Source organism: Bacillus sp. BSL6 (assembly GCF_052928345.1).
Genome location: NZ_JAVGCW010000001.1, coordinates 851,399 through 874,745, shown reverse-complemented (window position 1 = coordinate 874,745; position 23,347 = coordinate 851,399). Strand labels below are relative to the sequence as shown.

At 36.0% G+C, this 23,347-nt stretch carries 24 protein-coding genes; 5 read left to right on the top strand and 19 right to left on the bottom strand.

What is annotated here, in order from left to right:
* Window positions 1-9 precede the first annotated feature (9 nt).
* Complete coding sequence (locus RCJ96_RS04920) at window positions 10-510, bottom strand: YceD family protein (protein WP_000872145.1); 501 nt, start codon at window positions 508-510, stop codon at window positions 10-12.
* 213 nt (window positions 511-723) lie between these two features.
* Between RCJ96_RS04920 and RCJ96_RS04915 the strand changes: the two genes are divergently transcribed.
* Window positions 724-1,905 (top strand): nucleotidyltransferase, encoded by a 1,182-nt coding sequence (locus RCJ96_RS04915; protein WP_254848875.1) that lies wholly within the window; start codon window positions 724-726, stop codon window positions 1,903-1,905.
* 30 nt (window positions 1,906-1,935) lie between these two features.
* Here RCJ96_RS04915 and RCJ96_RS04910 read toward each other — a convergent pair whose 3' ends face one another.
* Both RCJ96_RS04910 and RCJ96_RS04905 read right to left on the bottom strand, forming a co-directional pair.
* The gene (locus tag RCJ96_RS04910; RefSeq protein ID WP_000476307.1) at window positions 1,936-2,958 is read right to left on the bottom strand and encodes a SepM family pheromone-processing serine protease; all 1,023 of its coding nucleotides are present in this window, start codon (window positions 2,956-2,958) and stop codon (window positions 1,936-1,938) included.
* Window positions 2,951-3,742, bottom strand: coding sequence for a patatin-like phospholipase family protein (locus RCJ96_RS04905; RefSeq protein ID WP_000662598.1), 792 nt, complete (start codon window positions 3,740-3,742; stop codon window positions 2,951-2,953). Before RCJ96_RS04905 ends, RCJ96_RS04910 begins: the two co-directional genes overlap by 8 nt.
* A 113-nt stretch (window positions 3,743-3,855) precedes the next feature.
* Here RCJ96_RS04905 and ylbJ point away from each other — a divergent pair, with 113 nt between their 5' ends.
* Window positions 3,856-5,085, top strand: a complete 1,230-nt coding sequence (gene ylbJ / locus RCJ96_RS04900) for a sporulation integral membrane protein YlbJ (RefSeq protein ID WP_000273104.1) — start codon at window positions 3,856-3,858, stop codon at window positions 5,083-5,085.
* Here the strand turns inward: ylbJ and coaD are convergent.
* Window positions 5,077-5,568, bottom strand: a complete 492-nt coding sequence (gene coaD / locus RCJ96_RS04895; protein WP_000200598.1) for a pantetheine-phosphate adenylyltransferase — start codon at window positions 5,566-5,568, stop codon at window positions 5,077-5,079. The genes ylbJ and coaD overlap by 9 nt on opposite strands.
* Window positions 5,565-6,131 carry a 16S rRNA (guanine(966)-N(2))-methyltransferase RsmD gene (gene rsmD, locus RCJ96_RS04890; protein ID WP_001266987.1) on the bottom strand — a complete coding sequence of 189 codons (567 nt, stop codon included), beginning with the start codon at window positions 6,129-6,131 and terminating at the stop codon, window positions 5,565-5,567. The genes coaD and rsmD overlap by 4 nt, the downstream gene beginning before the upstream one ends.
* Before the next feature lie 503 nt (window positions 6,132-6,634).
* On the opposite strand from rsmD, the gene RCJ96_RS04885 reads away from it, so the two are divergent.
* Window positions 6,635-7,024: a DUF7147 family protein gene (locus RCJ96_RS04885; protein ID WP_000616011.1), complete on the top strand. Its 390-nt coding sequence runs from the start codon at window positions 6,635-6,637 to the stop codon at window positions 7,022-7,024.
* A gap of 54 nt (window positions 7,025-7,078) precedes the next feature.
* On the opposite strand, the gene RCJ96_RS04880 is transcribed toward RCJ96_RS04885, so the two are convergent.
* The 6 genes from RCJ96_RS04880 to RCJ96_RS04855 all read right to left on the bottom strand — a co-directional run bounded on the left by RCJ96_RS04880 (window position 7,079) and on the right by RCJ96_RS04855 (window position 10,577).
* Window positions 7,079-7,345 carry a YlbG family protein gene (locus tag RCJ96_RS04880; RefSeq protein ID WP_002080814.1) on the bottom strand — a complete coding sequence of 89 codons (267 nt, stop codon included), beginning with the start codon at window positions 7,343-7,345 and terminating at the stop codon, window positions 7,079-7,081.
* A 126-nt stretch (window positions 7,346-7,471) separates the two neighbouring features.
* Window positions 7,472-7,924 (bottom strand): YlbF family regulator, encoded by a 453-nt coding sequence (locus tag RCJ96_RS04875; protein WP_000634351.1) that lies wholly within the window; start codon window positions 7,922-7,924, stop codon window positions 7,472-7,474.
* A gap of 115 nt (window positions 7,925-8,039) precedes the next feature.
* On the bottom strand, window positions 8,040-8,612 hold the full coding sequence (locus tag RCJ96_RS04870; RefSeq protein ID WP_001998138.1) for a histidine phosphatase family protein: 573 nt from the start codon (window positions 8,610-8,612) through the stop codon (window positions 8,040-8,042).
* A gap of 82 nt (window positions 8,613-8,694) precedes the next feature.
* Window positions 8,695-8,940: a YlbE-like family protein gene (locus RCJ96_RS04865; RefSeq protein ID WP_001200990.1), complete on the bottom strand. Its 246-nt coding sequence runs from the start codon at window positions 8,938-8,940 to the stop codon at window positions 8,695-8,697.
* Between the two features lie 11 nt (window positions 8,941-8,951).
* The gene (gene ylbD, locus RCJ96_RS04860; RefSeq protein WP_001143335.1) at window positions 8,952-9,401 is read right to left on the bottom strand and encodes a YlbD family protein; all 450 of its coding nucleotides are present in this window, start codon (window positions 9,399-9,401) and stop codon (window positions 8,952-8,954) included.
* Between the two features lie 141 nt (window positions 9,402-9,542).
* Entirely contained in the window at window positions 9,543-10,577 is a 1,035-nt protein-coding gene (locus tag RCJ96_RS04855; protein WP_000735391.1) for a CAP domain-containing protein, read from the bottom strand.
* A 207-nt stretch (window positions 10,578-10,784) separates the two neighbouring features.
* Here RCJ96_RS04855 and RCJ96_RS04850 point away from each other — a divergent pair, with 207 nt between their 5' ends.
* Window positions 10,785-11,150, top strand: coding sequence for a YugN family protein (locus tag RCJ96_RS04850; protein ID WP_416504780.1), 366 nt, complete (start codon window positions 10,785-10,787; stop codon window positions 11,148-11,150).
* A 46-nt stretch (window positions 11,151-11,196) separates the two neighbouring features.
* On the opposite strand, the gene RCJ96_RS04845 is transcribed toward RCJ96_RS04850, so the two are convergent.
* The 7 genes from RCJ96_RS04845 to ctaB all read right to left on the bottom strand — a co-directional run bounded on the left by RCJ96_RS04845 (window position 11,197) and on the right by ctaB (window position 18,336).
* Complete coding sequence (locus RCJ96_RS04845; protein WP_000535781.1) at window positions 11,197-12,195, bottom strand: formamidase; 999 nt, start codon at window positions 12,193-12,195, stop codon at window positions 11,197-11,199.
* 228 nt (window positions 12,196-12,423) lie between these two features.
* Window positions 12,424-13,329: a cytochrome c oxidase assembly factor CtaG gene (gene ctaG / locus RCJ96_RS04840; RefSeq protein ID WP_000069012.1), complete on the bottom strand. Its 906-nt coding sequence runs from the start codon at window positions 13,327-13,329 to the stop codon at window positions 12,424-12,426.
* Between the two features lie 85 nt (window positions 13,330-13,414).
* Complete coding sequence (gene ctaF / locus RCJ96_RS04835; RefSeq protein WP_000985699.1) at window positions 13,415-13,747, bottom strand: cytochrome c oxidase subunit IVB; 333 nt, start codon at window positions 13,745-13,747, stop codon at window positions 13,415-13,417.
* A 3-nt stretch (window positions 13,748-13,750) separates the two neighbouring features.
* Window positions 13,751-14,374: a cytochrome c oxidase subunit III gene (gene ctaE / locus RCJ96_RS04830; RefSeq protein ID WP_000557861.1), complete on the bottom strand. Its 624-nt coding sequence runs from the start codon at window positions 14,372-14,374 to the stop codon at window positions 13,751-13,753.
* Window positions 14,374-16,209, bottom strand: a complete 1,836-nt coding sequence (gene ctaD / locus RCJ96_RS04825; protein ID WP_175574521.1) for a cytochrome c oxidase subunit I — start codon at window positions 16,207-16,209, stop codon at window positions 14,374-14,376. Before ctaD ends, ctaE begins: the two co-directional genes overlap by 1 nt.
* Window positions 16,210-16,269: 60 nt before the next feature.
* Window positions 16,270-17,319 carry a cytochrome c oxidase subunit II gene (coxB, locus tag RCJ96_RS04820; protein ID WP_000745271.1) on the bottom strand — a complete coding sequence of 350 codons (1,050 nt, stop codon included), beginning with the start codon at window positions 17,317-17,319 and terminating at the stop codon, window positions 16,270-16,272.
* A gap of 93 nt (window positions 17,320-17,412) precedes the next feature.
* On the bottom strand, window positions 17,413-18,336 hold the full coding sequence (ctaB, locus tag RCJ96_RS04815) for a protoheme IX farnesyltransferase (RefSeq protein WP_001015058.1): 924 nt from the start codon (window positions 18,334-18,336) through the stop codon (window positions 17,413-17,415).
* 498 nt (window positions 18,337-18,834) lie between these two features.
* Between ctaB and ctaA the strand changes: the two genes are divergently transcribed.
* Window positions 18,835-19,770, top strand: a complete 936-nt coding sequence (gene ctaA / locus RCJ96_RS04810; protein ID WP_001188736.1) for a heme A synthase — start codon at window positions 18,835-18,837, stop codon at window positions 19,768-19,770.
* A gap of 78 nt (window positions 19,771-19,848) precedes the next feature.
* On the opposite strand, the gene pyc is transcribed toward ctaA, so the two are convergent.
* Window positions 19,849-23,295, bottom strand: a complete 3,447-nt coding sequence (gene pyc / locus RCJ96_RS04805; RefSeq protein ID WP_074606308.1) for a pyruvate carboxylase — start codon at window positions 23,293-23,295, stop codon at window positions 19,849-19,851.
* Between the last annotated feature and the right edge of the window lie 52 nt (window positions 23,296-23,347).

The window sequence follows — 23,347 nt, the reverse complement described above, 5'->3', positions numbered from 1 at the left end:
GTCTTCCGATTATTTGTCAAAAAACTTTGCAAGTCCTGCCAATCTTGGATCAACAGGCTTTTCTTTGTCTTCTTCCGAAATCACTTGCCAGTCTTGACCTTGCGTCGGTGCTCCACCAGAAACATCATCACTGAAAATTTGCATTGGAATCTCCAAAAGTATATTTTCCTTGATTACGGGCAGTAAGTCAAGTACTTCTCCTTCTAAACAATGAATTTCAGCTTCAGTTTCAAATTCTTCTTGTGAAGTTTGGAACACCTCAGTTGTTTTAATGTCAAATGGTAATGTCACATCTACTAAAGAGCGAGAACATGGTAAAACCATGCTTCCAGTTATATGTAGATGGAACGTAAACTTACCGGAGCCAAAATCAACTCTTCCTGTTACGTGAACAGGATTAATTTCACGAATATCTTTCTCGACCTCTTTTAGCTCACTTACATCTACCATCTCATCCAATGTCAATCCTTTATTTCTCAATTTATTCAATTGATGGATGGACCATTTCATATCATATCACCTCAAGGCAACAAACAAAATTATAGCTAGCCATTTTATATTTGTCAATGTTTTTTCTTTACACTATAATGAAGTCATCATAGTAAATAATATATAGAGTATCACGTTTTTCAAAAAGATGCTACATCGAAAGGAGAGATTACCATAAAAGCCAGTGGTATTGTTGTTGAATATAACCCTTTTCATAACGGTCATGCTTATCATGTGCAACAAACAAAAAAGTTAACACACTCTGATATTACAATCGCTGTTATGAGTGGCCCTTTTTTACAACGTGGTGAGCCAGCACTCGTATCCAAATGGTATCGTACCAAAATGGCCTTAGCATGCGGTGTAGACCTCGTTGTAGAGCTTCCTTATGCCTTTTCAACGCAAAAGGCCGAAACCTTTGCAAATGGCGCTATTTCTATTTTAAACGCCCTACACGTTTCTGAAATTTGTTTCGGCAGTGAAGATGGACAAATCGAAAATTTTTATAACACCATCTCTGTGCAGAAAAATGAAGAAGAGACTTTTAATCGTCTTGTAAAGCGATTTATGAACGCAGGTAATAGTTACGCAAAAGCTACATCTGAAGCTTTCCTACACATTTTATCTTCTGAAAAAAATATAGACATGTCACAACCAAATAACATTTTAGGCTTCCAATACATAAAAGCAATTCTAATGCAAAATAGTTCTATGCAAGCACAAACGATAAAAAGATTCGCATCTCATTATCATGATGAAACATTTAACGACCAACATATTGCAAGCGCAACGAGTATTCGCAAACAACTTTTTAGTGAAAATAGTTCCTTTACAGAAATTGAGCCTTTCATCCCAAAAGCGACTGCTTCTCTTTTAGCAAGTTATAAACAAAACTACGGGACATTACATAATTGGGAACAATACTTTTCATTTTTTAAATACAAACTTATGACAATGTCTCCAGAAGACTTACGACATATATATGAAATTGAGGAAGGTTTAGAGCATCGTATTTTATCAAAAATACAAACCAGTTCCTCCTTCCATTCATTCATGGAAGCGTTAAAAACGAAACGTTATACGTGGACTAGATTACAAAGAGCTTGTACACATATTTTAACAAATACAACAAAAGAAGAAATACATTGCACAAATATAGAGCAACATGCACCATACATTCGTCTATTAGGCATGTCACAAAAAGGACAAACGTACCTTTCAAAAAACAAGAAAAAAATAGAGCTTCCAATCCTTACCCATACAAAAACATTTGACCATCCTACTTTACACATAGATCGAAAAGCCAATTCTGTATATTTCTCCATCATACAAGAACCATTACGAACACAACTACTAAAACAAGATGCAACACATCACCCAATTCGTTACGATGAAACAACTGCAAAATTCCTATAAAAAAAATCTCTCTGAAAAAGAGAGATTTTTTTATTTATTGCCCATTTTTTCCAAATACATTAATGCATCATCCAACGTATCAACTGGCACAACTTTCATTTTCGTTTTAATATCTTTCGCAGCCTCAAGTGCATCTTTATAATTCGATTTCTCCGCACCTTTTTCATTTGGTGCAAAGAACACTTCAGCACCAGCATCACTTGCAGCAACCACTTTTTGCTGAATACCGCCAATCGGGCCAACTTCTCCCTTTTCATTGATCGTCCCTGTTCCAGCTATTTCATGCCCTCTTGTTAAATCATCTTCCACCAGTTGATTATATATTTCTAATGTAAACATTAGGCCTGCCGATGGTCCGCCTATTTCATGAGAGTCAATTTTCACTTTCGGATCTACCACTAATTCTCTTTCCGTAACGATAGAAACACCTATACCAACACGTCCATTTCCATTCGGAATAGTCTTTACATTTAAATTTTCTTTTAACTGTTTCCCATCCCTCTTGTACTCAATATTTACTGTATCTCCTTCTTTTTTCCCTGTCATATATTCAATAAATTGTTCTGTCTTTTCAAATGTTTTTCCGTCGACGGCAATGATAACATCTCCAAGTTTAAGCTTTCCTTCTGAAGGCATCCCTTTCGCTACACCAGCAACCAACACACCTTTATTTTCAAAAGAAACAGTACGATTTGCACGTTTATAAGCATTATAAATCGCTGCATTTTGCGAATCTTTCATCGCATAATTTTGGCGAAATTGATATTCTTCATCACTTTCACCTTTTTGCAATATTTCTTCCGCTTTTGAAATATGTGTATATTTATTAAACTGTGCCGCTATTAAATTCACTACATTTGCCGGTCCCATTGAAACCGTAACAAGCATAAAATCACCTGATTCTTTTGTTCCCCCTTCAACTTGAACGTAAGGCTCTAATTTGGCAGCCATTCCTGGTTTCGTTACATAATACGGCAGGCGTACATAAACAAGTAACATTGCCAATATAACCCCTATTAAAATTGCATATATAAACCGAAAACGCTTAAACATTATGTTTCTCCTTCCACTGCTCAATTAATAAATGAATATTTGCAACATGCTTTTCCGCTTCTACCTCTCCAACTCGAATAATGTCTTCAATGTTTGTAAAAGCCCGGGAACTAAATTGTTCTACAGCTGGTCGCATCATTAAATCAGATGCAATTTGCCGATTTATCACAAGCTCATGTTGCATAATTTCAATACTCTGCATAATTACATCATAAATAGACGTAACCTCTCCATTTACTTTAATCGGGGATACATCAACAGCAATGACAATATCGGCACCTAACTCTTTCACAACCGATACTGGGATGCGATCAATTACTCCGCCATCTACCAATAATCGTCCATCTATTTTCTCTGGCACAAACACTCCAGGTACAGAAATACTTGCTCTCACCGCCTCTGCAACTGGACCACTTGTAAAAACTACTTTTTCCCCCTTTAAGATATCAGTAGCCACAACAGCCGTCGGGATATCTAATTCTTCTAAATTTTTATTATATGTAAACATTTTAATCATATCTTTGACACGTTTTCCAGAAATAAATCCCATTTTCGGAACCGTAAAATCTAAATAATATTTCCTCTTAAAAACATTTGCCAGTTTATACAGTCTTTCAACGTTTGAACTAGCCGCATAAAATGTACCTACTAAAGCCCCCATACTACTTCCTGCAATCATATGAATCGGTATATCATTTTCCCTTAAAACCTTTATAACACCAATATGAGCAAAACCTTTTGCGCCCCCAGATCCAAGAGCTAAGCCAATTTTCGGTTCTTTCACTTTTCTCACCCTTTAATTTTTTTCGTTCCTTTTTCATACTTATGGTCTAAATTCACTACGTATCCACGTATACTGAAATGAACGTTTTTTGGGACAAAGGGGGATTTACTTACATGTATGAAAAATGGAAAACGGCTTTCCTTACCATATCAACACTTTTTTTAACCTTTTCTCTTGTACTCCACCCCCAAGCTGCTTTACAAGCTTCCATTCGAGGGTTAAATATATGGTGGGAAGTTGTATTCCCTTCACTTTTACCGTTTTTCATCATTGCCGAACTTCTCATTAGTATTGGTGTTGTAAAATTTATAGGCGTTATATTAGAACCACTTATGCGACCACTTTTCCGCGTTCCAGGAATAGGCGGATTTGTTTGGGCAATGGGAATGGCTTCAGGCTTTCCCGCTGGCGCCAAATTAAGCGCTAGACTGCGCAAAAGCAATCAGCTAACACAAATTGAAGCAGAGCGCCTCGTATCTTTTACAAACTCATCCAATCCACTTTTTATTTTTGGCGCTGTTTCTATCGGTTTTTTCAATAATCCGAAATTAGGAATCGTATTAGCTGCTGCACATTATGTAAGTAATTTTGCTGTCGGGTTACTGATGCGTTTTTATGGCAATAACAACAGTTCCACGCATGATAAACATGTTACTAAAAAACACCCTTTTCAAAACCCTTTTTCAATTCTACACGAGACACGTATGCAAGAAAAAAGACCAATAGGAAAATTACTTGGGGACGCTATTGTTTCTTCTATTCAAACGCTACTTATGATTGGTGGATTTATTATTTTATTCTCTGTTTTAAATAAAATGATTACTGTATTTCATATTACAGCAGCCCTTTCTTTTATTATGCAACATATTTTATCATTCTTCCAACTAACTACTGAATTTAGTATCCCAATATTATCTGGCATGTTTGAAATGACACTTGGAAGCCAAATGATTAGTCAAATAACTGAAACACCCCTCCTGCAGCAAGCTATGGTAACAAGCTTTATTTTAGCATTTAGCGGCCTTTCTATTCAGGCACAAGTCGCTAGCATATTAGCTGAAACAGACATTAGATTTAAGCCCTATTTTTTCGCACGAATTATCCAAAGTATTCTTGCCCCTATTTTTACTTTTATATTTTGGAAACCATTTTATGAAAAAGTAAGCTCTTTTTCACCTATGCAAAAAGATATCCCTGTCTTTTTATCGAATCATTCTTCTATTCTGCATGAATTTTGGACATCTTTTATACACTACGGACCGATATTTACATTATTTTGCTTATATGTATATGTCATCTTATTATTCTTTCGGAGCAACAAAGAAAAACCCCGTTCACTTTAACGGGGTTTGAAACTTTTCTTTTAAAGCACGTTCTACAACAGGAGGTACAAGATCTACTACACTTCCTCCATATCTCGCAACTTCTTTCACAATGCTCGAGCTTAAAAATGAGTATTGATTGTTTGTCATAATAAAAAAGGTTTCAATGTTTTCATCTAACTTTCGATTCATAGAAGTAATTTGCATCTCATATTCAAAATCAGAAACTGCTCGTAATCCACGTAAAATCGCGTTCGCATTACGCATTTTTGCATACTCAACTAGTAGTCCACTATGTGAATCTACTTTGACATTAGGAATATCCTTTGTTGCTTCTCGAATTAAATCTAAACGCTCTTCCACTGAAAAGAACGGTTTTTTTGACGAGTTGTTTAAAACTACTACGTATACCTCGTCAAATACTTTTGCTCCCCTTTTAATAATATCCAGATGCCCAAGGGTAATTGGATCAAAACTGCCCGAAGAAATAGCTATACTTGTCATTCCGTCCCCTCACCTTCATACTTATAAATCGATATCGCTGTAATGCCATAATTTTCAGCTCGCACTTTTACAAGTCTTCCTATAGCCTCAGGTAAAACTACATCATTACCATGCTCCGCCATAATTAAACCATCGTTATGTAGTAATCCATGTTGATCCATTACACTAATTAAAGATACAATTTTTTGATCTTTATATGGAGGATCAATTAATATAAGATCAAATGATATTTCACGTTTTATAAGTGCTTTTATCGCACGTTCTGCATCATTCCGATATACTTCAGCTTGTTCCTGTATTCTACAACTTTCTAAATTTTGATGGATTACCTTTATCGCTTTATTGTCTCGATCAACAAAAATTGCTTTATCAATCCCTCTACTTATAGCTTCGATTCCAAGACCACCGCTACCACCAAATAAATCAAGAGCGACACCCCCATCAAAATAAGGGCCTATCATATTAAAAATGGATTCTTTTACTTTATCAGTCGTTGGACGTGTTGTATTACCTGGCACCGCTTTAAGTGGGTGTCCTTTACATTTTCCTGAAACTACTCTCATCTGTTGTCACTACCTTTATTTCAATCTATCGAGCAATTATAGAAAGCCTTTCTCCATTCGGTAACCGCTACCAAACTTTACGATTCCATTCATCTTCCAACGAAGACTAGAAGAACTTAGCTTAAAATAACCGCTCTGCATTTTTATGTATTCATCTCACCATTCGCTAACACGAACTATTCGTTTCACTTTATCTTTTTTATCCTATCATAAAATAAAAAAAAGAAAAATAAAAAGCCCAACATAAAATTTAATTTCATCATGTATATCTTCATTTAGATTGGACATAAATAACTATAACAACATCACCTTCGATGTTGTTGCCAACCGCGGAGAAGACTTACGTTTCCCCATAAGTTCTTCCTCCGGTTTCTCCTCTCCCTTTGCCTTCTTACTAGTACATGCTAGTATAAGAAGGGCCCTGCTTTGCAGGGTTTTTTTTCTTTGTCTACTTTTCATTTAAAAAGTGAGATGGTACAGTAAAAGAAAGAGGAGGAAAAGATATGATTCAACGCTTTATAGAACTCGGAGAGGGCTACTCTGATTTATATGAATTACTTGAAATTGCCAAAGCAAATCAAGAACGTATAACACATATGTTACAATTTGAAACAATTAAAAATGAAAAAAAAGTGTGCTCACTTGTTGTAATATTAAAACCAACTACTACTGGTGATTTCCAACCATTATACATATGTCGTGAAGGCATTCCTGTACTTGAAAATAAAAAAAGTAAACGCGTCATTTTATTTGAAGAAACGGCAGAACAACTTGGAAAAAAAGTGACTACCTTTACGGTAAAACCATCCACAACTTTCCCAGAAAAAGAACTGTTTTTCAATCATTTAATTGGTATTTTACGAATGAATAATTTTATTCCTCCAATGAAATAATGTGTTATTTCAAATAAAAAATCCCCTGTTAAAATTAGCAGGGGATTTTTTCTATTAGCTATAATCGTATTCTTTTGCCCGATCAGGACGTGAATTTTCAAATTCCGTTTTTAAATACGGGCGGTACGACTGTTCTATCTTTTTCACAAAAGGAAGTTTGTTCAACTTTTGCATCATATGCTCAATTTGTTCCATATCACAATATACTACTGCATATTTTAAACGTTTTGATATGTAATGTATGTTACCATATTTTCTTAAAATCTTGGCATGTTTCAATGAATGTAAATAAACAATCATACTTTGTCGTTGCCCGAACATAATCTTCTCCATCTTCTCCTTTTAAAAACATATATTTTATATTTTATGAAAACCAATCAGAAATTTATGACATTACAGGACAAACTCTGTATACGTTTTCTTCTATCTTCTAAAAAACGGGGTGATTTACCCCGTTTTTTTACAACCGCAACCTCCGCCGGTACCACAACCGCCACCACAGCCACCAGCATCAAAAAATGGATTTCCTGTTGGAACTTTGATGGAAGAGGACACCTCAGAACCGATTGCTACACTAACTTCATCTAACAACTTTTGTAAAGCTGTTTCTACTCGTTTAAAAGCTGCAATCTTATCATGTAAATCTACAGAACGCTTCAATTCCCTCATTTTCGTCGAAACGAAAGTATAGTCAGGATGATATTTACCGAAACGTTGCACTTCCTCATATCGTTCTTTCATCGCTGTAAATTGCTGAATTAACGTCTGAACTTCCATATCTTCATGCAAGTCTTTATAACATTTACGGTAATCTTCTGCTATATCTGAACAGATGATCGCTTTTGCAAGCTGCTCTGCCTTATCTAATATTAATACGCTTTCTAGCGTCGCTACAATCATGAGAGACACCTCCGAGTATTTATCATACCACATTTAGAATAGAACTACTAATTGAAGTGTCTCACTAAACAGAAAGATATCATTCTAACTATTTTTTAATAATTTCAGTACACATTTATACATTAATATGTTCCGCAATGTTGTATTTAACAACATCCCACTTCCCACTATTTTCATTCACATAACTAATACATGCGTTTTTTAACGGTGTCTTAAACGAAATATCTTCCGGAGCAATTGCATGTAAAATTGCTTTTATCGCATGAGAATGGGCTACAATAATAATACGTTTGCCAGAATGAGTTTCTGCAACATCTTTTACCGCAGCAAAACAACGAGCTACAATTTCTTCATCTTGCTCCATACCTTCTACTTTACCTTCTGCAATTAATTCCCTAACAGTCGCAACTGGCTTCCCAGAAGCTTCACCAAAATTACGTTCAACAAATCGCTCATCTAATAAAATTGATTGTAATCCAGTTGCCTCTGCAATTTCCTTAGCTGTTTCTTGCGCTCTAATTAATGGGCTACTTATAATTATATCCCATGCCTCCGCTTGCAAAGCAGCTGCACTTTGACTCGCTTGCTTCTTCCCCACTTCATTAAGCGGAATATCTTCACGTCCCTGAATAATCTCTTGAAAATTCCAATCAGTTTGTCCATGTCGTACTAAACAAATTTCCGTCATGCTCATGCTGCAACTCCTTTTTAAATAATCCGCTTCTATTGTATCAAAAGTTCTGCATGACGGACATAGTTTTCCCTTCCAATTATGTTGCATTTTGCTGCTTCATATACTGAAACATATCAATCATAATGGAAGCAACTGCCAATTGATTTTGAAATTTCTCAACTTTATCTGGTATCGTTTTTTTGAAATGTTGCATAGCTGCTAACTCAAATGCCTCTTTTTCTTCAGGGTTTCGCGTTAGTTTTCTATACCAGTAAGGTTGCTCCCTAATATAGCGAGATAAATCCTCATCAGCCTTTATAAACTCCATAATTTCTGCTCTCATCCGCTTTCCTCCTAATCCTTCTGAAAGAAAAATGGATTATTTTCGGAAGTACTCTCTTCTTGCTGCGTACGTTTTCCTTGAAATTGTTGAAAAACTTGTTGCACACTCCCAATAGCACTCGTCACATTGGCTAAATGATGTTGCATTTGTTCCACGTCTAACTTTTTAAAGAAAGAAAGCATTTGTCCCATCACATCAGCAGTTTTTTCCTCTTCAGTTCGAGTGTCCTTTTCTTTTCCATTTTCTTTTTTCTTTTCTTTTACCGAAGAAAAAGCAGGCGCTCCATCCGGTCTAAAAGTTGCCCATATTGGATCTTCTTCACCAAGTAAGTACCATTCCTCATAAAACTGTTGCCAAGTTTTATGACCACTTCGAACTTCATGAACCATTTTAGGGTGATGGTTTACAAACTCTTTAAACTGTTGAACCGATGGATGTAACGGTCCTTTTGTTGTCGGCATAATCCTCACCTCTTCATGTATATCTACTATATAATAAGAAAAAAAAGGCGCATGGTTCGCCTATTTTTAGACGATTCATGCACCTTTTTATCCTACTATTTGCATAGGGGAAGATTCCCATCCACAATTTACAGTTTCATTTTATTTCCGAATAAAATTTTGTGTATAAAACTTATCGTATACGCCAACACCTAATCCTGTAAATTGTTCATTCAATAAATTTTTTCGATGTCCCTCACTATTTAACCAACCTTGCAATGCCGCAACCCCATCACTATGTTGCGCCGCTATGTTCTCACCGGCAAGTTGAAATCCTACTTTCCCGCGCTGTAAACGATCTCCTAACGTACCTAATGTAGGTGAATCGTGTGAAAAGTAATTATTATCCTTCATATCTTTACTATGACCGATTGCCACCTCTGCCGTTTGTTGGTCCCACGCTAATAACGGTAAATTATGACGGCTTCGAATAATATTTGTTAAATCAAAAATTTGTTGCATATTCCCATTCTCTATTTGTTTCATTTTATCTGGAGTTAATGGTTGTTCTGCTAATAATTCACCCGAATAAACGAGCTGATACGGTCTTTGACGCAATAACGTTTCGTCATCCATATAACGAACACCGACAAGCTCATGCGTAAAATGATCAAAATATAATTGTGCCCAACCATCTTCTACTGGTACTAATGGTTGTTCCATCACTTCGGTATCAGATAACTCAAATTGATAACTATTCTTTCCTCTTTTTAACGAAATCTCATGAGAAAGTGGATTCTTTTTATACACATCTTCATACTTTTCATTTATATAATAAGGTGGCACCTTAACTTGCTCACCAGCGACATACGCCGTTACAATTTTACGTTCAGCAACCCCAAATTGAACATACTGAGCTAAATCTTGATTGTATACCCACCATTCATATCCGTAAGCAGATGGTTCTATTCGAGAAGGTTCGCCCCATTTTGCTAATAAATTTTCAGAGTCTCCACCAATCATATTTAAAACCGTATCAGAAGAGTCTTCATTTACTTGTTTTTTCTTTTTCACAATTTTATTTTCTTGCTTTGATTGAGATGGGGTTAATATATATTGTGAAACGAGTAATTTCCCGTATAAATCAACAGCTAAAATTAAAATTGTAATCATTACGATACGCAATAATTTCTTCAATCGATATACCTCCTGCAAAAAACATAAAATTGAGATATACACAAATCCTTTTCTTTCCTTTTTTTGTGTGTACCGTACTCTTTTCACTATATCATATTTTCGCAAAAAAAGTCTGGATTATCCCTTTTCTCTCAATATGAATTGCACTTTCTTACTATTCATACTATTATAAAAATAATGGTGTAACATTAAAAAAGGAGGTATTTTATGCAATTTACAAATACGAAATTTAATGGGGCAGTCGTTGATTTAACACTATTAACAGAGATTATGGAAAAGAACCATTTTGTACTTGCTGGACAGTGGGATTATGAACGAGTTACATACGATTATAAATTCGAAATATTAAACGATGTTTATTATTTACGTGTACAAGGTTTAGCTATTGAAGGTGACATTGGCAGCAGACACGCTGAAATAAAGCTACTCCCTCCCTTATTAGGTAAACATTATTATCCTCACGGCGTTGAATATGGTGATGGTGAAACTTTCCCAACGAATGTAATTCAAAAAAGCGAACAACTCCTACAAAATATCGAAAAAGAGTTAAAAGAATTCCAAATTATTGAGTAAATAGAACAAGCGCATCAATATGATGCGCTTGTTCTATTTATCTTACTTAAGAATGAATCGTCTTTTTGACTGGATACCCATAAATAGTTCCATCCTTTACTTTAATCTCATCTTCCCAAGGAACCTTATATTTACCTTCAGCTAAATCTTTTACAAACGTATATGGGTTTTCTTTCACCCCACCAGGAGTCGCTACATATCCCCTTGAACCTAAATTATATATATTATTTTCGAGACCCCATCCTAATCTAGCTTGATCTGCTAACTCTGGATATACTTCCGCAGTAACAATCTCCCAAGGATTTCGGTGTCCCTGCACTAAAGTAGTCCCATCAAAATTACATACTTGTCCTTCACCAAAATAATAAAATACACCATCATAACCGGCTAAGTTCACCGACAATGTATACATTAAATTTTGCCATGCATTCGAACGATTAGTTAACATCCATTGTTCACTAACTTGTGTGCTATATCCAGAAATACGAATCAAGACATTTGCACCTTTATAAGCTGCTTCACGAGCTACTTCAGGAAACATACCATCATGACAAATACAAACAGCTAATTTACTTCCTCCTGGTCCATCACAAACAGGTAAACCTAAATCTCCAGCCTTCCAAGGTTCAACTGGCACCCAAGGATTTAGCTTACGATACTTCAAAATCATTTCACCTTGTGGATCAATAATTATTGCTGTATTATACGGTTCTCCACCATCAGGATTTCTTTCCATTATAGAAAAAACACCATATACTTCAGACTCTTTACATGCCTCAGCAAACAAGTCTGTTTCTGGCCCAGGGACCGTACATAAAAACTCTTCTGTAGTCCATTTTTTTGTATTAAGCCCTTGCGTACTATATTCTGGAAATACTATCAATTCCAATCCAGGATACCCTGCTTTAGTTGAATGAATTGTTTTTATGATCTGTTTAATTTGTTTATCAATGTCTGCACGTGACTCTACTACCGGTACTGGATATTGTATTAATGCTGCTAAAAAACCACTAATTGGCTTTACCATACTTCCACTACTACCCATTTAAATTCCCCCTTAAAATAGTCCTTGTTTTATTAAAGATAACAATATAAATTTGTAACTCTCTAAAAAACTTGTACTACACATGGAATTATTATGCATTAAAGCTAGTAGTAAATCTTATATCCACTTTTAGTACATGCCTACACTAACTTAACATAAATAATTAGAAAATTCAATCTATTAAAGTTTAGTAAAACTAAAAAAGTGTATGGAAACCCATACACTTTTTTACTTCGTTTGTAAATACGGCGGCAATTGTTGTAACTGCTCTTTATCCTTTTCACGCTCTCGACGCGCCCATCGAAAGAACACATAACCAATAATTGTACCGTACACTATTTCCTGGACAATTTTCATAATGATGCCGCCTGTTTGTTGGTCTTGTACGATCGGCATCCAGTGTAAAAATTCTGGTCCAGTTATATTTAAATCAGATAAAGTTCCCGCTGGTACACATAGTTCCATCGCCTTCATCCAAGCAGCCGGATCCGTATACGTTGCAAACAACGGCGCCGTTGCAAAAATAATTAACGCACAAGCTGGCGTTAATAATATACCGTTAGCAAACATATAACCAAGTTTCTTTATATCACTTAACGTTTGATATTCTGGTAATGGATTTAGCATCGGCCACCACATCATGATTGCCGTAAAGAACAATATAGCGAGACAGATAGGATGAGCAATTTGACTTTGTTTTACTGCATCAAAAACAACTGGTAAATGATAAAAAGAAAACAGGCCATTAAATACAAACAATGCAATAAGTGGCTTAGCAAATATCTTTAATATAATTTGAACGAACTTAAAAGAAGTAATATAACGATATAACCAAACTGGTATACCAAGCAACAACAAAGGCGGAACGGCAATATACATAACTGCCATTTCAAACATATGTGCACTAAATATAATATGACCAATTAAATCAATAGGCCCTCCCTTTACAAAATACAAAAGAACAATTCCAGTCGTAAAATAAAAAACTTGCTTCTTACTTACCTTTGTCGCATGTTCAAATCGCATTCTATACGGCCCAATAATTAAAAAATATCCAATGAGGATCGAAAGCATAAATAATAAAAAGATTGGACTCCATAGCGCTTGAAAACCAAATATCCACAAGTTACTCATTTTCACACCTACCTTCTTAAGGTTATCCGTTCACATAACATGAAGAGGGAGCTGTGTCAACACAAGCTCCCTTATTCTTCACTTTTCAAATCCACACAATTGTCATAAAAGCTAAAATTGTAATTAATCCGATCAACAGACCAGAATAAAGAAAGAAACTTGCCGCTTCATGTCCTTTATGACTCATATGCATAAAATAATACAATTGAAAAATTACTTGTACCACCGCTAATAGTAAAATAAATGGTACTGAAAAAGTCGGACTAAAAGTTTTCGGATATGCTACCGCTGCAAATGCAACTAATGTTAAAAAAATCATTAATGCAAATGTAATAACTTGATGCTTCATTTCCTCCGCACTTTTTCTTTTCCGATAAACAAGATCAACTTTAGGATTATTCGTTTGCTTTATCGCCATTGTTTATCCCACCATTCCCATTAAATATACTACAGTGAAAATAAACACCCAAACTACGTCAATAAAGTGCCAATAAATCGATGCAACATAAAACTTCGGTGCATTGTATAAATTTAGACCTCTCTTCGCATTCCTAAAGATTAATGTTAAAATCCAACACAATCCAAACAATACGTGGAGTCCATGTGTACCAACAAGAGCATAAAACGCGGAACCAAATGCGCTACTTCTCATAGTATGCTTAAATTCATGCGTATAATGATAAAACTCATATATCTCAAATCCTAAAAACCCTAAACCTAGCAGCACTGTTACTAGTAGCCAAAGTTGCATTTTCTTAAAATTAAAGTTTTTCATATGATACATCGCATATACGCTCGTTAAGCTACTCGTTAATAAAAGCATCGTCATAATGAAAACGAGTGGCATTTGGAACATCTCTTGAGATGTTGGTCCGCCATTTGTAGAATTCTTTAACGCTAAATATGTGCCAAATAAGGAAGCGAACAATACTGTTTCGCCTCCAAGAAATAACCAAAAACCGACAAACTTATTTTTCCCCTCAAGGGTTGCTTTTTCAGGCTCTGCTGGAAATGTTTCATTCGTTAATTTTTCATCTACATGCATTACGCCTTGCCCCCCTTATCTTCTAAATCTTCTTTATGAATATGATATCCATGATCATCAATTACTGAACGTAGGAACATTGTACCAAACGTAATAATTAAACCGATAATTGCTACTAATAACCAAAACTTATCTTTTCCACCCTGCATATACATTGCACCAAATGCCGCTATAAACAATCCTAAAGAAATGATAAATGGTGAAAATGATGGATTTGGCATATGAATATCACCCACTGGTTCCGCCGCTGTCATCTCTTTATTCCCTTCACGTTTTTCAATCCAAAACGGATCTAACCCGCGAACAAATGGTAATTGTTTAAAGTTATATTCTGGTGTAGGTGCTGGCATTGTCCATTCTAATGTACGTCCATCCCACGGATCACGACCAGCCTTTTCTTTTGATACTGTTGTTTTAATTACATTGAATAGAAGAACAATCGTTCCAAGAGCCATAAATACCGCTCCAATAGAACTAATCATATTGCCCATTTCCAACCCTTGACCTTCAAGATATGTGTAGTAACGACGTGGCATACCAATTAAGCCAAGGAAATGCTGAATGAAGAACGTTAAATGGAAACCGATAAAGAATAACCAAAATGTTATCTTTCCTAACGTTTCATTCAATACTTTATTAAACATCAGCGGCCAATAATAATGGGCTCCTGCAAGTAAACCAAATACAACACCACCGACAATTACATAATGAAAGTGAGCTACTACGAAATAGTTATCATGAAATTGATAATCAGCTGGTGCAGATGCTAACATAACACCTGTAACTCCTCCCATTACGAATGATGGAATGAAGGCTACTGCCCACATCATCGGTGTCGTAAAACGAATACTTCCGCCCCACATTGTAAAGAGCCAGTTGAATATTTTAATACCGGTCGGAACCGCAATCGCCATTGTTGCAACTGAGAAAATAGCATTTGCAACTGGACCAAGCCCAACAGTAAACATATGATGCGCCCATACCATAAACCCTAAAAATCCAATTAATACTGTCGCAAACACCATCGACGAATAACCAAATAATCGTTTTTTCGAAAACGTCGCGAAAATTTCTGAGAATATTCCGAAAGCTGGGAGTATAAGAATGTATACTTCTGGATGACCGAAAATCCAGAATAAGTGCTCCCATATAATTGTATTCCCGCCCAGTGCTGGATTAAAGAAACTTGTTCCAAATAAGCGGTCTAACATTAAAAGTCCTAATCCTACAGTTAACGGCGGAAAAGCAAATAATATTAATGAAGATGTTACAAATGTCGTCCACGTAAACATCGGCATACGCATATACGTCATCCCTGGCGCACGCATATTAATAATGGTTACAAGGAAGTTAATACCTCCAATTAATGTACCTATACCGGAGATTTGCAAGCCAAGCACATAAAAATCAACACCATGGCCTTTAGAGGCTAAAGCTAAAGATGCATAAGATGTCCATCCTGCATCAGGCGCTCCACCTAAAAACCAACTTAAATTTAAAAATACTCCACCAAAGAAAAATAACCAAAATCCGAGTGAATTCAAAAACGGGAACGCTACATCACGTGCACCAATTTGAAGTGGTACAGCGGCGTTCATAAATGCAAACACGAGTGGCATAGCTGCGAGGAAAATCATTGTTGTACCGTGCATAGTTAATACTTGATTATAAGCATCCCCAACAAGAAAAGCGTTGTTAGGAATCGCTAATTGAAGGCGAATAAATAGAGCTTCTATTCCGCCTACTATAAAAAACAATCCACCTGCAATTAAATAGAGAATGGCAATCTTTTTATGGTCTACTGTCGTTAAATAATCCCATATGACAGCACCCATCCCCTGTTTTTTTGCTACAGAACTCACGTTTTCAACCTCCCCTTCGCGAATAATCCCTCTTTACTTTTCAACTTTTAACGTTTGTAAGTATGCATTTAATGCATCAATTTGATCGTCTGTTAAGTTGCCATATTTACCAGTCATTTTATTTCCTGGTTTCATATTTTCAGGATCTTTCAGCCATTTTTTTAAGTTTTCTTCATTGTTTTCAGCAATGCCGGCAACTGTATCGCGATCCGCAAAGTTTGCTAAGTTTGGTGCGATACGAGCGGAAGGTGGTCTACTATCATTAGATCCAACTGCGTGACAACCAATACAGCTTTTATTAAATATCTCTTGGCCTTCTTGCGCCTTTGTTGAAGCTACTTCTTTCTTCCCATCAATTTTCTTCATATCAGCAAGCCACTTTTTGTACTCGCTTTCATCTAAAGCTTTCACTTTGAATTGCATTAAAGAATGTGATGGGCCGCAAAATTCTGTACAAAAACCATTATAAGTGCCCGATTTATCTGCCTTTAACCACATTTTGTTCACATTATCTGTATTTGTATCCATTTTCCCAGCTAAAGATGGAACCCAAAACGAATGTTTAATATCGGCACCCTTCAAATTCAAATACACTTTCTTACCTGTGGGGATGACTAAATCTTGAGAAGTTACTATCTTTTCTGATTTATAAGAAAATTCCCACCAATAAAGATTCGCTGTTACATCAACAACGATAGTATCTTTATCAATATTCTTTTTCTCCATCGCACTTACATCAGCAAGTTTGAATGTATATGTAACCGTCGGAACAGCTAAGATTAGCAAAAGAATAATCGGAATAACTGTCCATATAATTTCTAGTTTGTGATTCCCTTCAACTTGCTCCGGAATATAATCTTCCTGACCTTTCTTTTGTCGGAAACGCACAATTACATATAAGAAAATAATAGTAACTACTAGTACTACTCCTACCATGATCGCACTTGCTAGTAAGAGCAGATCATATTGCATTTTTGCTACTTCTCCTTGCGGAATTAAAGTAGATTGAAAGGCTTTACCGCATCCCCCTAACAGTAAAGCCAGCAGTGAAACGAACGAAAGCAGTCGCCACTGTTTCTTCATACAAACAACCCCCACTTTCCTTGTGAATTAGATTGTACTTTATAGTTAAGTAAAGTAAATCTCAACGTAAAGAAATCCAATTATGTCGTTGTCTTAGAAGAATGTAACTACAATCATTGATACAAATAAGATTGTTAAATAATTTAGGGAATAAACAAACATTTGCACAGACCATTTGATGTCATCTTTCTTACGGAAGCCATAAAAACCTAAAACGATCCATCCGATGTTAAGCAGTGTTGCAATTACCATAAATGTTATCCCTAGTCCACTCATATAAAATGGTAGTGGTAATAAACATACTGTCCAAATCATAATTTGGCGTTTCGTAATTTCAAATCCATGAACTACAGGAAGCATTGGAATTCCTGCGTTTCGATATTCATCAACACGTTTCATTGCTAATGCAAGGAAATGTGGGATTTGCCAAATAAACATAATTAAAAATAACATCCAAGCAATTGGATGACCTAAAGATGGATCGATTGCTGCCCATCCAATTAAAGGCGGAACTGCACCAGATATACTACCTACAACAGTATTTAGTGTATACTTTCTCTTTGTCCATAAACTATATAGAACAACATATGTGAAAGCACCAATAAATCCCATTAAGACTGCCATTGGTGTTGTTAATAATAAAAATACAAAACCAAGAAGTAATATAACTAGTCCAAATGTAAGTGCAAATCCTGGTTTATACTTTCCAGTAACCGTTGGACGGGTCTTTGTTCTTTCCATTAATGGATCGATGTCTCGATCAATGTAGTTGTTTAAACAACATACCCCTGCCATAACTAATCCAGAACCAACGATTGTAAAGAATAACTTATCCAGATTGTCCATTACACTTAATCCATTAAAGTGTAATGCCAACCAAAATCCTGTAAATACAGTAAGTGTATTTGAGTTTACAATCCCCATTTTAACGAGCGCTTTTAAATCTTGTAACCGAGTTGTTTCCGGTACGCTTGTAACAGCAGACTCATCATGCAGCTCACTTGTTGCATGGTTCATCACTTTAACCCCCTCTTAAAACTTTCATCTTTCTTTTTGCGCCTATTTCAAATTGAAATATTTCGCTTCTATATAGCAATATTATTACAGTAGAAACATTGTTAACCCATTCTACTACTAATCTACGCCCATACTCCAATATATTAAATCATATTTCCCGAACATTTTGTGAAGAAAACATGAACTTTTTGTGTCGAACATAAAAAACTTAATTGTTACTTATCCATATCATAACATGATGTTACCTTCTATAATAAACTTTTTTGTCATATTTAACACGTATTCTCCCCATTTCTTTTCAAAATAGCCTATTTTTCACCTAAAAATTTCCTTATAAACCTTATTTCCACACCCGTTTTCTCTTCCCTGTCTTCCCCCTCCATTTCTTTGCTATTTTATTATTTTTTATATATCATAGGAACTAGCGCGTTTTATTCTATACATAATGGAATGAAAATATTTCGCAATAACTTCATAGCAGAAAGATGGTGAAAGAGATTGCAACGCTTTATTAAATGGTTAGCAGTCATTACGAGTCTTGATTTATTAATAGTTTTATTAGGAGGCGCCTTAGTTACAAAAACAGGCTCTGGCCAAGGATGCGGTAAATCATGGCCACTTTGTAACGGTGAATTTGTTCCATCTAATTTATCAATGGAAACTATTATTGAACTAAGTCATCGCCTTACATCAGGATCAGCAGGAATTCTTGTCACTCTCCTTTGTATTTTGTCCTGGAAATATTATAAACATGTGCGCGAAACAAAAACGTTAGCAATTTTATCCTTCGTATTTTTAGTTGCACAAGCATTAATGGGAGCCGCAGCGGTTGTTTGGGGGCAAATGCCAGCTGTACTTGCTATCCATTTCGGTATTTCCTTAATTTCATTTGCTTCTGTCATTTTATTAACGTGTCTTATCTTTGAAATTGACCAAAAATTTGATGCACGTTCACTTATTATGGACAAAAAAATGAAATTTCATATTTATGGTGTAACAATTTACAGTTATATTGTCGTCTACACAGGGGCTTTAGTACGTCACGAACGAGCTAGCTTAGCCTGTCCAGACTTTCCTTTATGTAGCAAAAATAGACCTATGCCAACTCAATTACATGAATGGGTTCAAATGGGACATAGAGTTGCAGCGATGTTAATTTTCGCTTGGATACTATACGCGATGATTCTCGCTATCCGCCATTACAAACAGCAGCCTGTCGTATACTGGGGATGGATCATCTCATTTATCCTTGTTACACTTCAAGCTATCGTAGGAATTTTAGTCGTATTTACAAATGCTAGTTTATCAATGGCATTATTACATTCCCTATTCATTTCTTGCTTGTTTGCTGTACTATGCTATTTAGTTATGTTAGGTACAAGAAGTAAAGTGAATGCAAAAGAAGCTGCATCAATTTCTAAACAAACAAAATAAATGAAAATACCTTGCCCGAATTGGCAAGGTATTTTTTCGCAATAAAAAAGAGCTGCGTTTCCACAACTCTTTTTTATTTTAGTGATCTAATTCAATGAGTAAGTCACCCGTTTGAATTGCATCTCCATCGTTAACATATACTTTTTTCACTTTACCATTAAACGGCGCTTGAACTGTCGTTTCCATTTTCATCGCTTCTGTAATTGCCATAGAATCGCCTTTTTTCACTTCATCGCCTTCTTTTACAACTACTTTAATAACCGTTCCTGGCATTGTTGCACTAATGTGGTTTGGATTTTCACGGTTTCCTTTCACACGTTGTGCAACTGTCGCTTTCACACTTTCGTCTTTCACAACAATCTCACGTGGTTGACCGTTAAACTCCAAGTAAAGCACACGATTTCCATCTGGCTGAGGCTCTCCAATTGATACTAGTTTAACCATCAATGTTTTACCTTGTTCAATTTCCACATCGATTTCTTCACCAAGTCTCATACCATAGAAGAATGTCGGTGTATCAAGCACAGATACATTTCCATAAATCTCAGCAACTTTTTCGTAATCCATAAATACTTTTGGATATAATGCATATGCAACGACATCAAACATCGTCACTTCGCGTCCAAGTTTATGGAATAGCTCTTCTTTTAACGCGTCGAAATCTACTGGTTCTAATAATTCACCTGGTCTTACTGTTAATGGTTCTTTCCCTTTTAAAATAATTTCTTGTAACTTTTTCGGGAAACCACCATATGGTTGTCCTAAATCTCCAGAGAACATTTCAACAACAGATCCTGGGAAGTCCATAGAATGTCCACGCTCTAAAACATCTTGTTCTGTTAAGTGATTTTGAACCATGAATAATGCCATATCACCAACAACTTTAGATGATGGTGTTACTTTAACAATATCACCAAACATGTCATTCACACGGCGGTACATTACTTTCACTTCATCGAAACGATCGCCTAAGCCAACCGCTTTCGCTTGTTGTTGTAAATTACTATACTGTCCGCCTGGCATTTCGTGCATATATACCTCTGTATGAGGAGCATTCATACCACTTTCAAACGGTGCGTAGTATTTACGTACATCTTCCCAGTAATGAGATAATTTTTCTAATGAATCTATATTAACATCTGGCTGTCTTTCGTTTCCACCTAACGCATAGTATAGCGTGTTCGCACTTGGTTGTGACGTTTGACCAGCCATAGAACTTACTGCTACATCGACAATGTCAACACCTGCTTCAATTGCCTTCGTATACGTTAATATACCATTTCCACTCGTATCGTGTGTGTGCAGGTGAATCGGAATCGATACCGTCTCTTTTAATGCTGAAACTAAATCATATGCTGCATTTGGTTTTAGTAAGCCCGCCATATCTTTAATACCTAAAATGTGGGCTCCTGATGCTTCTAATTCTTTTGCTAGATTTTTATAGTAATTTAAATCATATTTACTACGCAGTGGATCATGAATATCCCCTGTGTAACACATCGTTGCTTCTGCAATTTTACCAGTATCTCGTACAGCATCAATCGCAACTCTCATACCTTCTACCCAGTTTAAGCTATCAAAAATACGGAACACATCAATTCCAGCTTGGGCAGAACACTCCACAAACTTTTGAATTAAATTATCCGGATAGTTTTTGTAACCAACCGCGTTTGAAGAACGAAGTAACATTTGGAATAAAACATTTGGCATTTTTTCACGAAGATCTAGTAATCGTTCCCACGGATCTTCTTTTAAGAAACGATATGCAACATCAAACGTTGCACCGCCCCACATTTCTGCTGAGAATAAGTTCGGTAACATTCTCGCTGTCGGCTCTGCAATTTGGTGTAAATCTTTTGTGCGAATACGCGTTGCAAGTAATGACTGATGCGCATCACGGAATGTTGTATCCGTTAAAAGTACACGTTTTTGATCTTGTACCCATTTTACTAATCCGTCTGCTCCACGCTCATCCAAAATTTGTTTCGTTCCATTTTTGATTGGCTCTGAGTGTAATACATTCGGTATACGAGCATCTGGGAAAATTGGTTTCTCTTTTTTCCCTACTCCTGGGAAGCCATTTACTGTTACTGTCCCGATGTAATTTAACATTTTCGTTCCTCGGTCTTTACGTTTCGAGAACAAGAATAGTTCAGGTGACGCATCAATAAATGAAGTGTCATATTCCCCTGATAAGAAGTTTTTATGTTTTACTACATTCTCTAGGAATGGAATATTCGTTTTAATACCACGGATACGGAATTCTTTTAAGTTACGTTCCATTTTTGCAGCAGCTTGTTCAAAAGTAAGCGCCCATGTTGTAACTTTTACGAGTAAAGAATCATAGTACGGTGTAATAACAGCACCTTGGAAACTATTACCTGTATCAAGACGAACTCCAAAGCCACCACCTGATCGATATGCCATAATTTTTCCTGTATCCGGCATGAAATTATTTAGTGGATCCTCAGTCGTTACACGAGATTGTATTGCAAATCCATGTACAACAACTTCCTCTTGCTTTGGAACACCTACCATTTTACTATGTAATGCATGTCCATCAGCTATTAAAATTTGTGATTGAACGATATCGACTCCTGTAATCATTTCTGTAATTGTATGTTCTACTTGAACACGCGGATTTACTTCAATGAAATAGAAGTTATCATCTTTTACAAGAAATTCAACTGTTCCTGCGTTTAAATAATTTACATTTTTCGTTAATTTCACAGCAGCATCACAAATACGCTGACGCAAATCATCTGAAAGCGACACACTAGGTGCAATTTCTACTACTTTTTGATGACGACGTTGTACAGAACAGTCTCGCTCGTATAAATGAACAACATTGCCCTCTTCATCTGCTAAAATTTGAACTTCTATATGTTTAGGTTTTTCAACGAATTTTTCTACGTATACTTCATCATTACCAAAGGCTGCTTTTGCTTCTGACTTTGCTCGATTATACGATTCTCTTAATTCTTCACTAGTACGTACAATACGCATACCACGACCGCCCCCGCCAAGGGAAGCTTTAATAATAATCGGGTAATCATACTTTTCAGCAAATTTTTCGACTTCTTCTAATGAATCTACTGGCCCATCACTACCAGGAATAACTGGAATTTGTGCTAGCTGCGCTTGTGTTCTTGCTTTTACTTTATCTCCAAACATATCTAAATGCTTACTTTTTGGACCGATAAAGATAATCCCTTCTTCTTCACAACGTTTTGCGAATTGAATATTTTCTGACAAGAAACCATATCCAGGGTGGATTGCATCTACATGATTACTTTTCGCAATCTCAATAATGCCCTCAATATCTAGATAAGCATCAATTGGCTTTTTTCCTTCCCCAACTAAATAGGATTCATCGGCTTTATAACGATGATAAGAACCACTATCCTCTTTAGAATAGATTGCAACTGTTTTTAATCCCAGTTCCGAACAAGCTCGAAACACACGAATTGCAATCTCTCCACGGTTAGCTACCAATACTTTTTGAATACGTTGCAGCTTTGTCATGATTTTCCCCCTCTACTTTCCTACCACTCTAGAGATAAAATATATACACACC

What these genes read in the sequence shown, in the direction of transcription:
- RCJ96_RS04875 (WP_000634351.1), bottom strand. Translation starts at nt 7,924, where the DNA reads ATGATTGTAGCGACGCTAGAAAGCGTATTAATATTAGATAAGGCAGAG.
- pyc (WP_074606308.1), bottom strand. Translation starts at nt 23,295, where the DNA reads ATGACAAAGCTGCAACGTATTCAAAAAGTATTGGTAGCTAACCGTGGA.
- RCJ96_RS04865 (WP_001200990.1), bottom strand. Translation starts at nt 8,940, where the DNA reads ATGAGAGCAGAAATTATGGAGTTTATAAAGGCTGATGAGGATTTATCT.
- RCJ96_RS04845 (WP_000535781.1), bottom strand. Translation starts at nt 12,195, where the DNA reads ATGGGTAGTAGTGGAAGTATGGTAAAGCCAATTAGTGGTTTTTTAGCA.
- ctaE (WP_000557861.1), bottom strand. Translation starts at nt 14,374, where the DNA reads ATGCATGTAGATGAAAAATTAACGAATGAAACATTTCCAGCAGAGCCT.
- coxB (WP_000745271.1), bottom strand. Translation starts at nt 17,319, where the DNA reads ATGAAGAAACAGTGGCGACTGCTTTCGTTCGTTTCACTGCTGGCTTTA.
- ctaB (WP_001015058.1), bottom strand. Translation starts at nt 18,336, where the DNA reads ATGAACCATGCAACAAGTGAGCTGCATGATGAGTCTGCTGTTACAAGC.
- ctaD (WP_175574521.1), bottom strand. Translation starts at nt 16,209, where the DNA reads ATGGGTGCTGTCATATGGGATTATTTAACGACAGTAGACCATAAAAAG.
- rsmD (WP_001266987.1), bottom strand. Translation starts at nt 6,131, where the DNA reads ATGAGAGTAGTTTCAGGAAAATGTAAAGGACACCCACTTAAAGCGGTG.
- RCJ96_RS04885 (WP_000616011.1), top strand. Translation starts at nt 6,635, where the DNA reads ATGATTCAACGCTTTATAGAACTCGGAGAGGGCTACTCTGATTTATAT.
- RCJ96_RS04920 (WP_000872145.1), bottom strand. Translation starts at nt 510, where the DNA reads ATGAAATGGTCCATCCATCAATTGAATAAATTGAGAAATAAAGGATTG.
- RCJ96_RS04870 (WP_001998138.1), bottom strand. Translation starts at nt 8,612, where the DNA reads ATGACGGAAATTTGTTTAGTACGACATGGACAAACTGATTGGAATTTT.
- coaD (WP_000200598.1), bottom strand. Translation starts at nt 5,568, where the DNA reads ATGACAAGTATAGCTATTTCTTCGGGCAGTTTTGATCCAATTACCCTT.
- RCJ96_RS04880 (WP_002080814.1), bottom strand. Translation starts at nt 7,345, where the DNA reads ATGTTCGGGCAACGACAAAGTATGATTGTTTATTTACATTCATTGAAA.
- ylbD (WP_001143335.1), bottom strand. Translation starts at nt 9,401, where the DNA reads ATGCCGACAACAAAAGGACCGTTACATCCATCGGTTCAACAGTTTAAA.
- ctaF (WP_000985699.1), bottom strand. Translation starts at nt 13,747, where the DNA reads ATGGCGATAAAGCAAACGAATAATCCTAAAGTTGATCTTGTTTATCGG.
- RCJ96_RS04850 (WP_416504780.1), top strand. Translation starts at nt 10,785, where the DNA reads ATGCAATTTACAAATACGAAATTTAATGGGGCAGTCGTTGATTTAACA.
- ctaG (WP_000069012.1), bottom strand. Translation starts at nt 13,329, where the DNA reads ATGAGTAACTTGTGGATATTTGGTTTTCAAGCGCTATGGAGTCCAATC.
- ylbJ (WP_000273104.1), top strand. Translation starts at nt 3,856, where the DNA reads ATGTATGAAAAATGGAAAACGGCTTTCCTTACCATATCAACACTTTTT.
- RCJ96_RS04910 (WP_000476307.1), bottom strand. Translation starts at nt 2,958, where the DNA reads ATGTTTAAGCGTTTTCGGTTTATATATGCAATTTTAATAGGGGTTATA.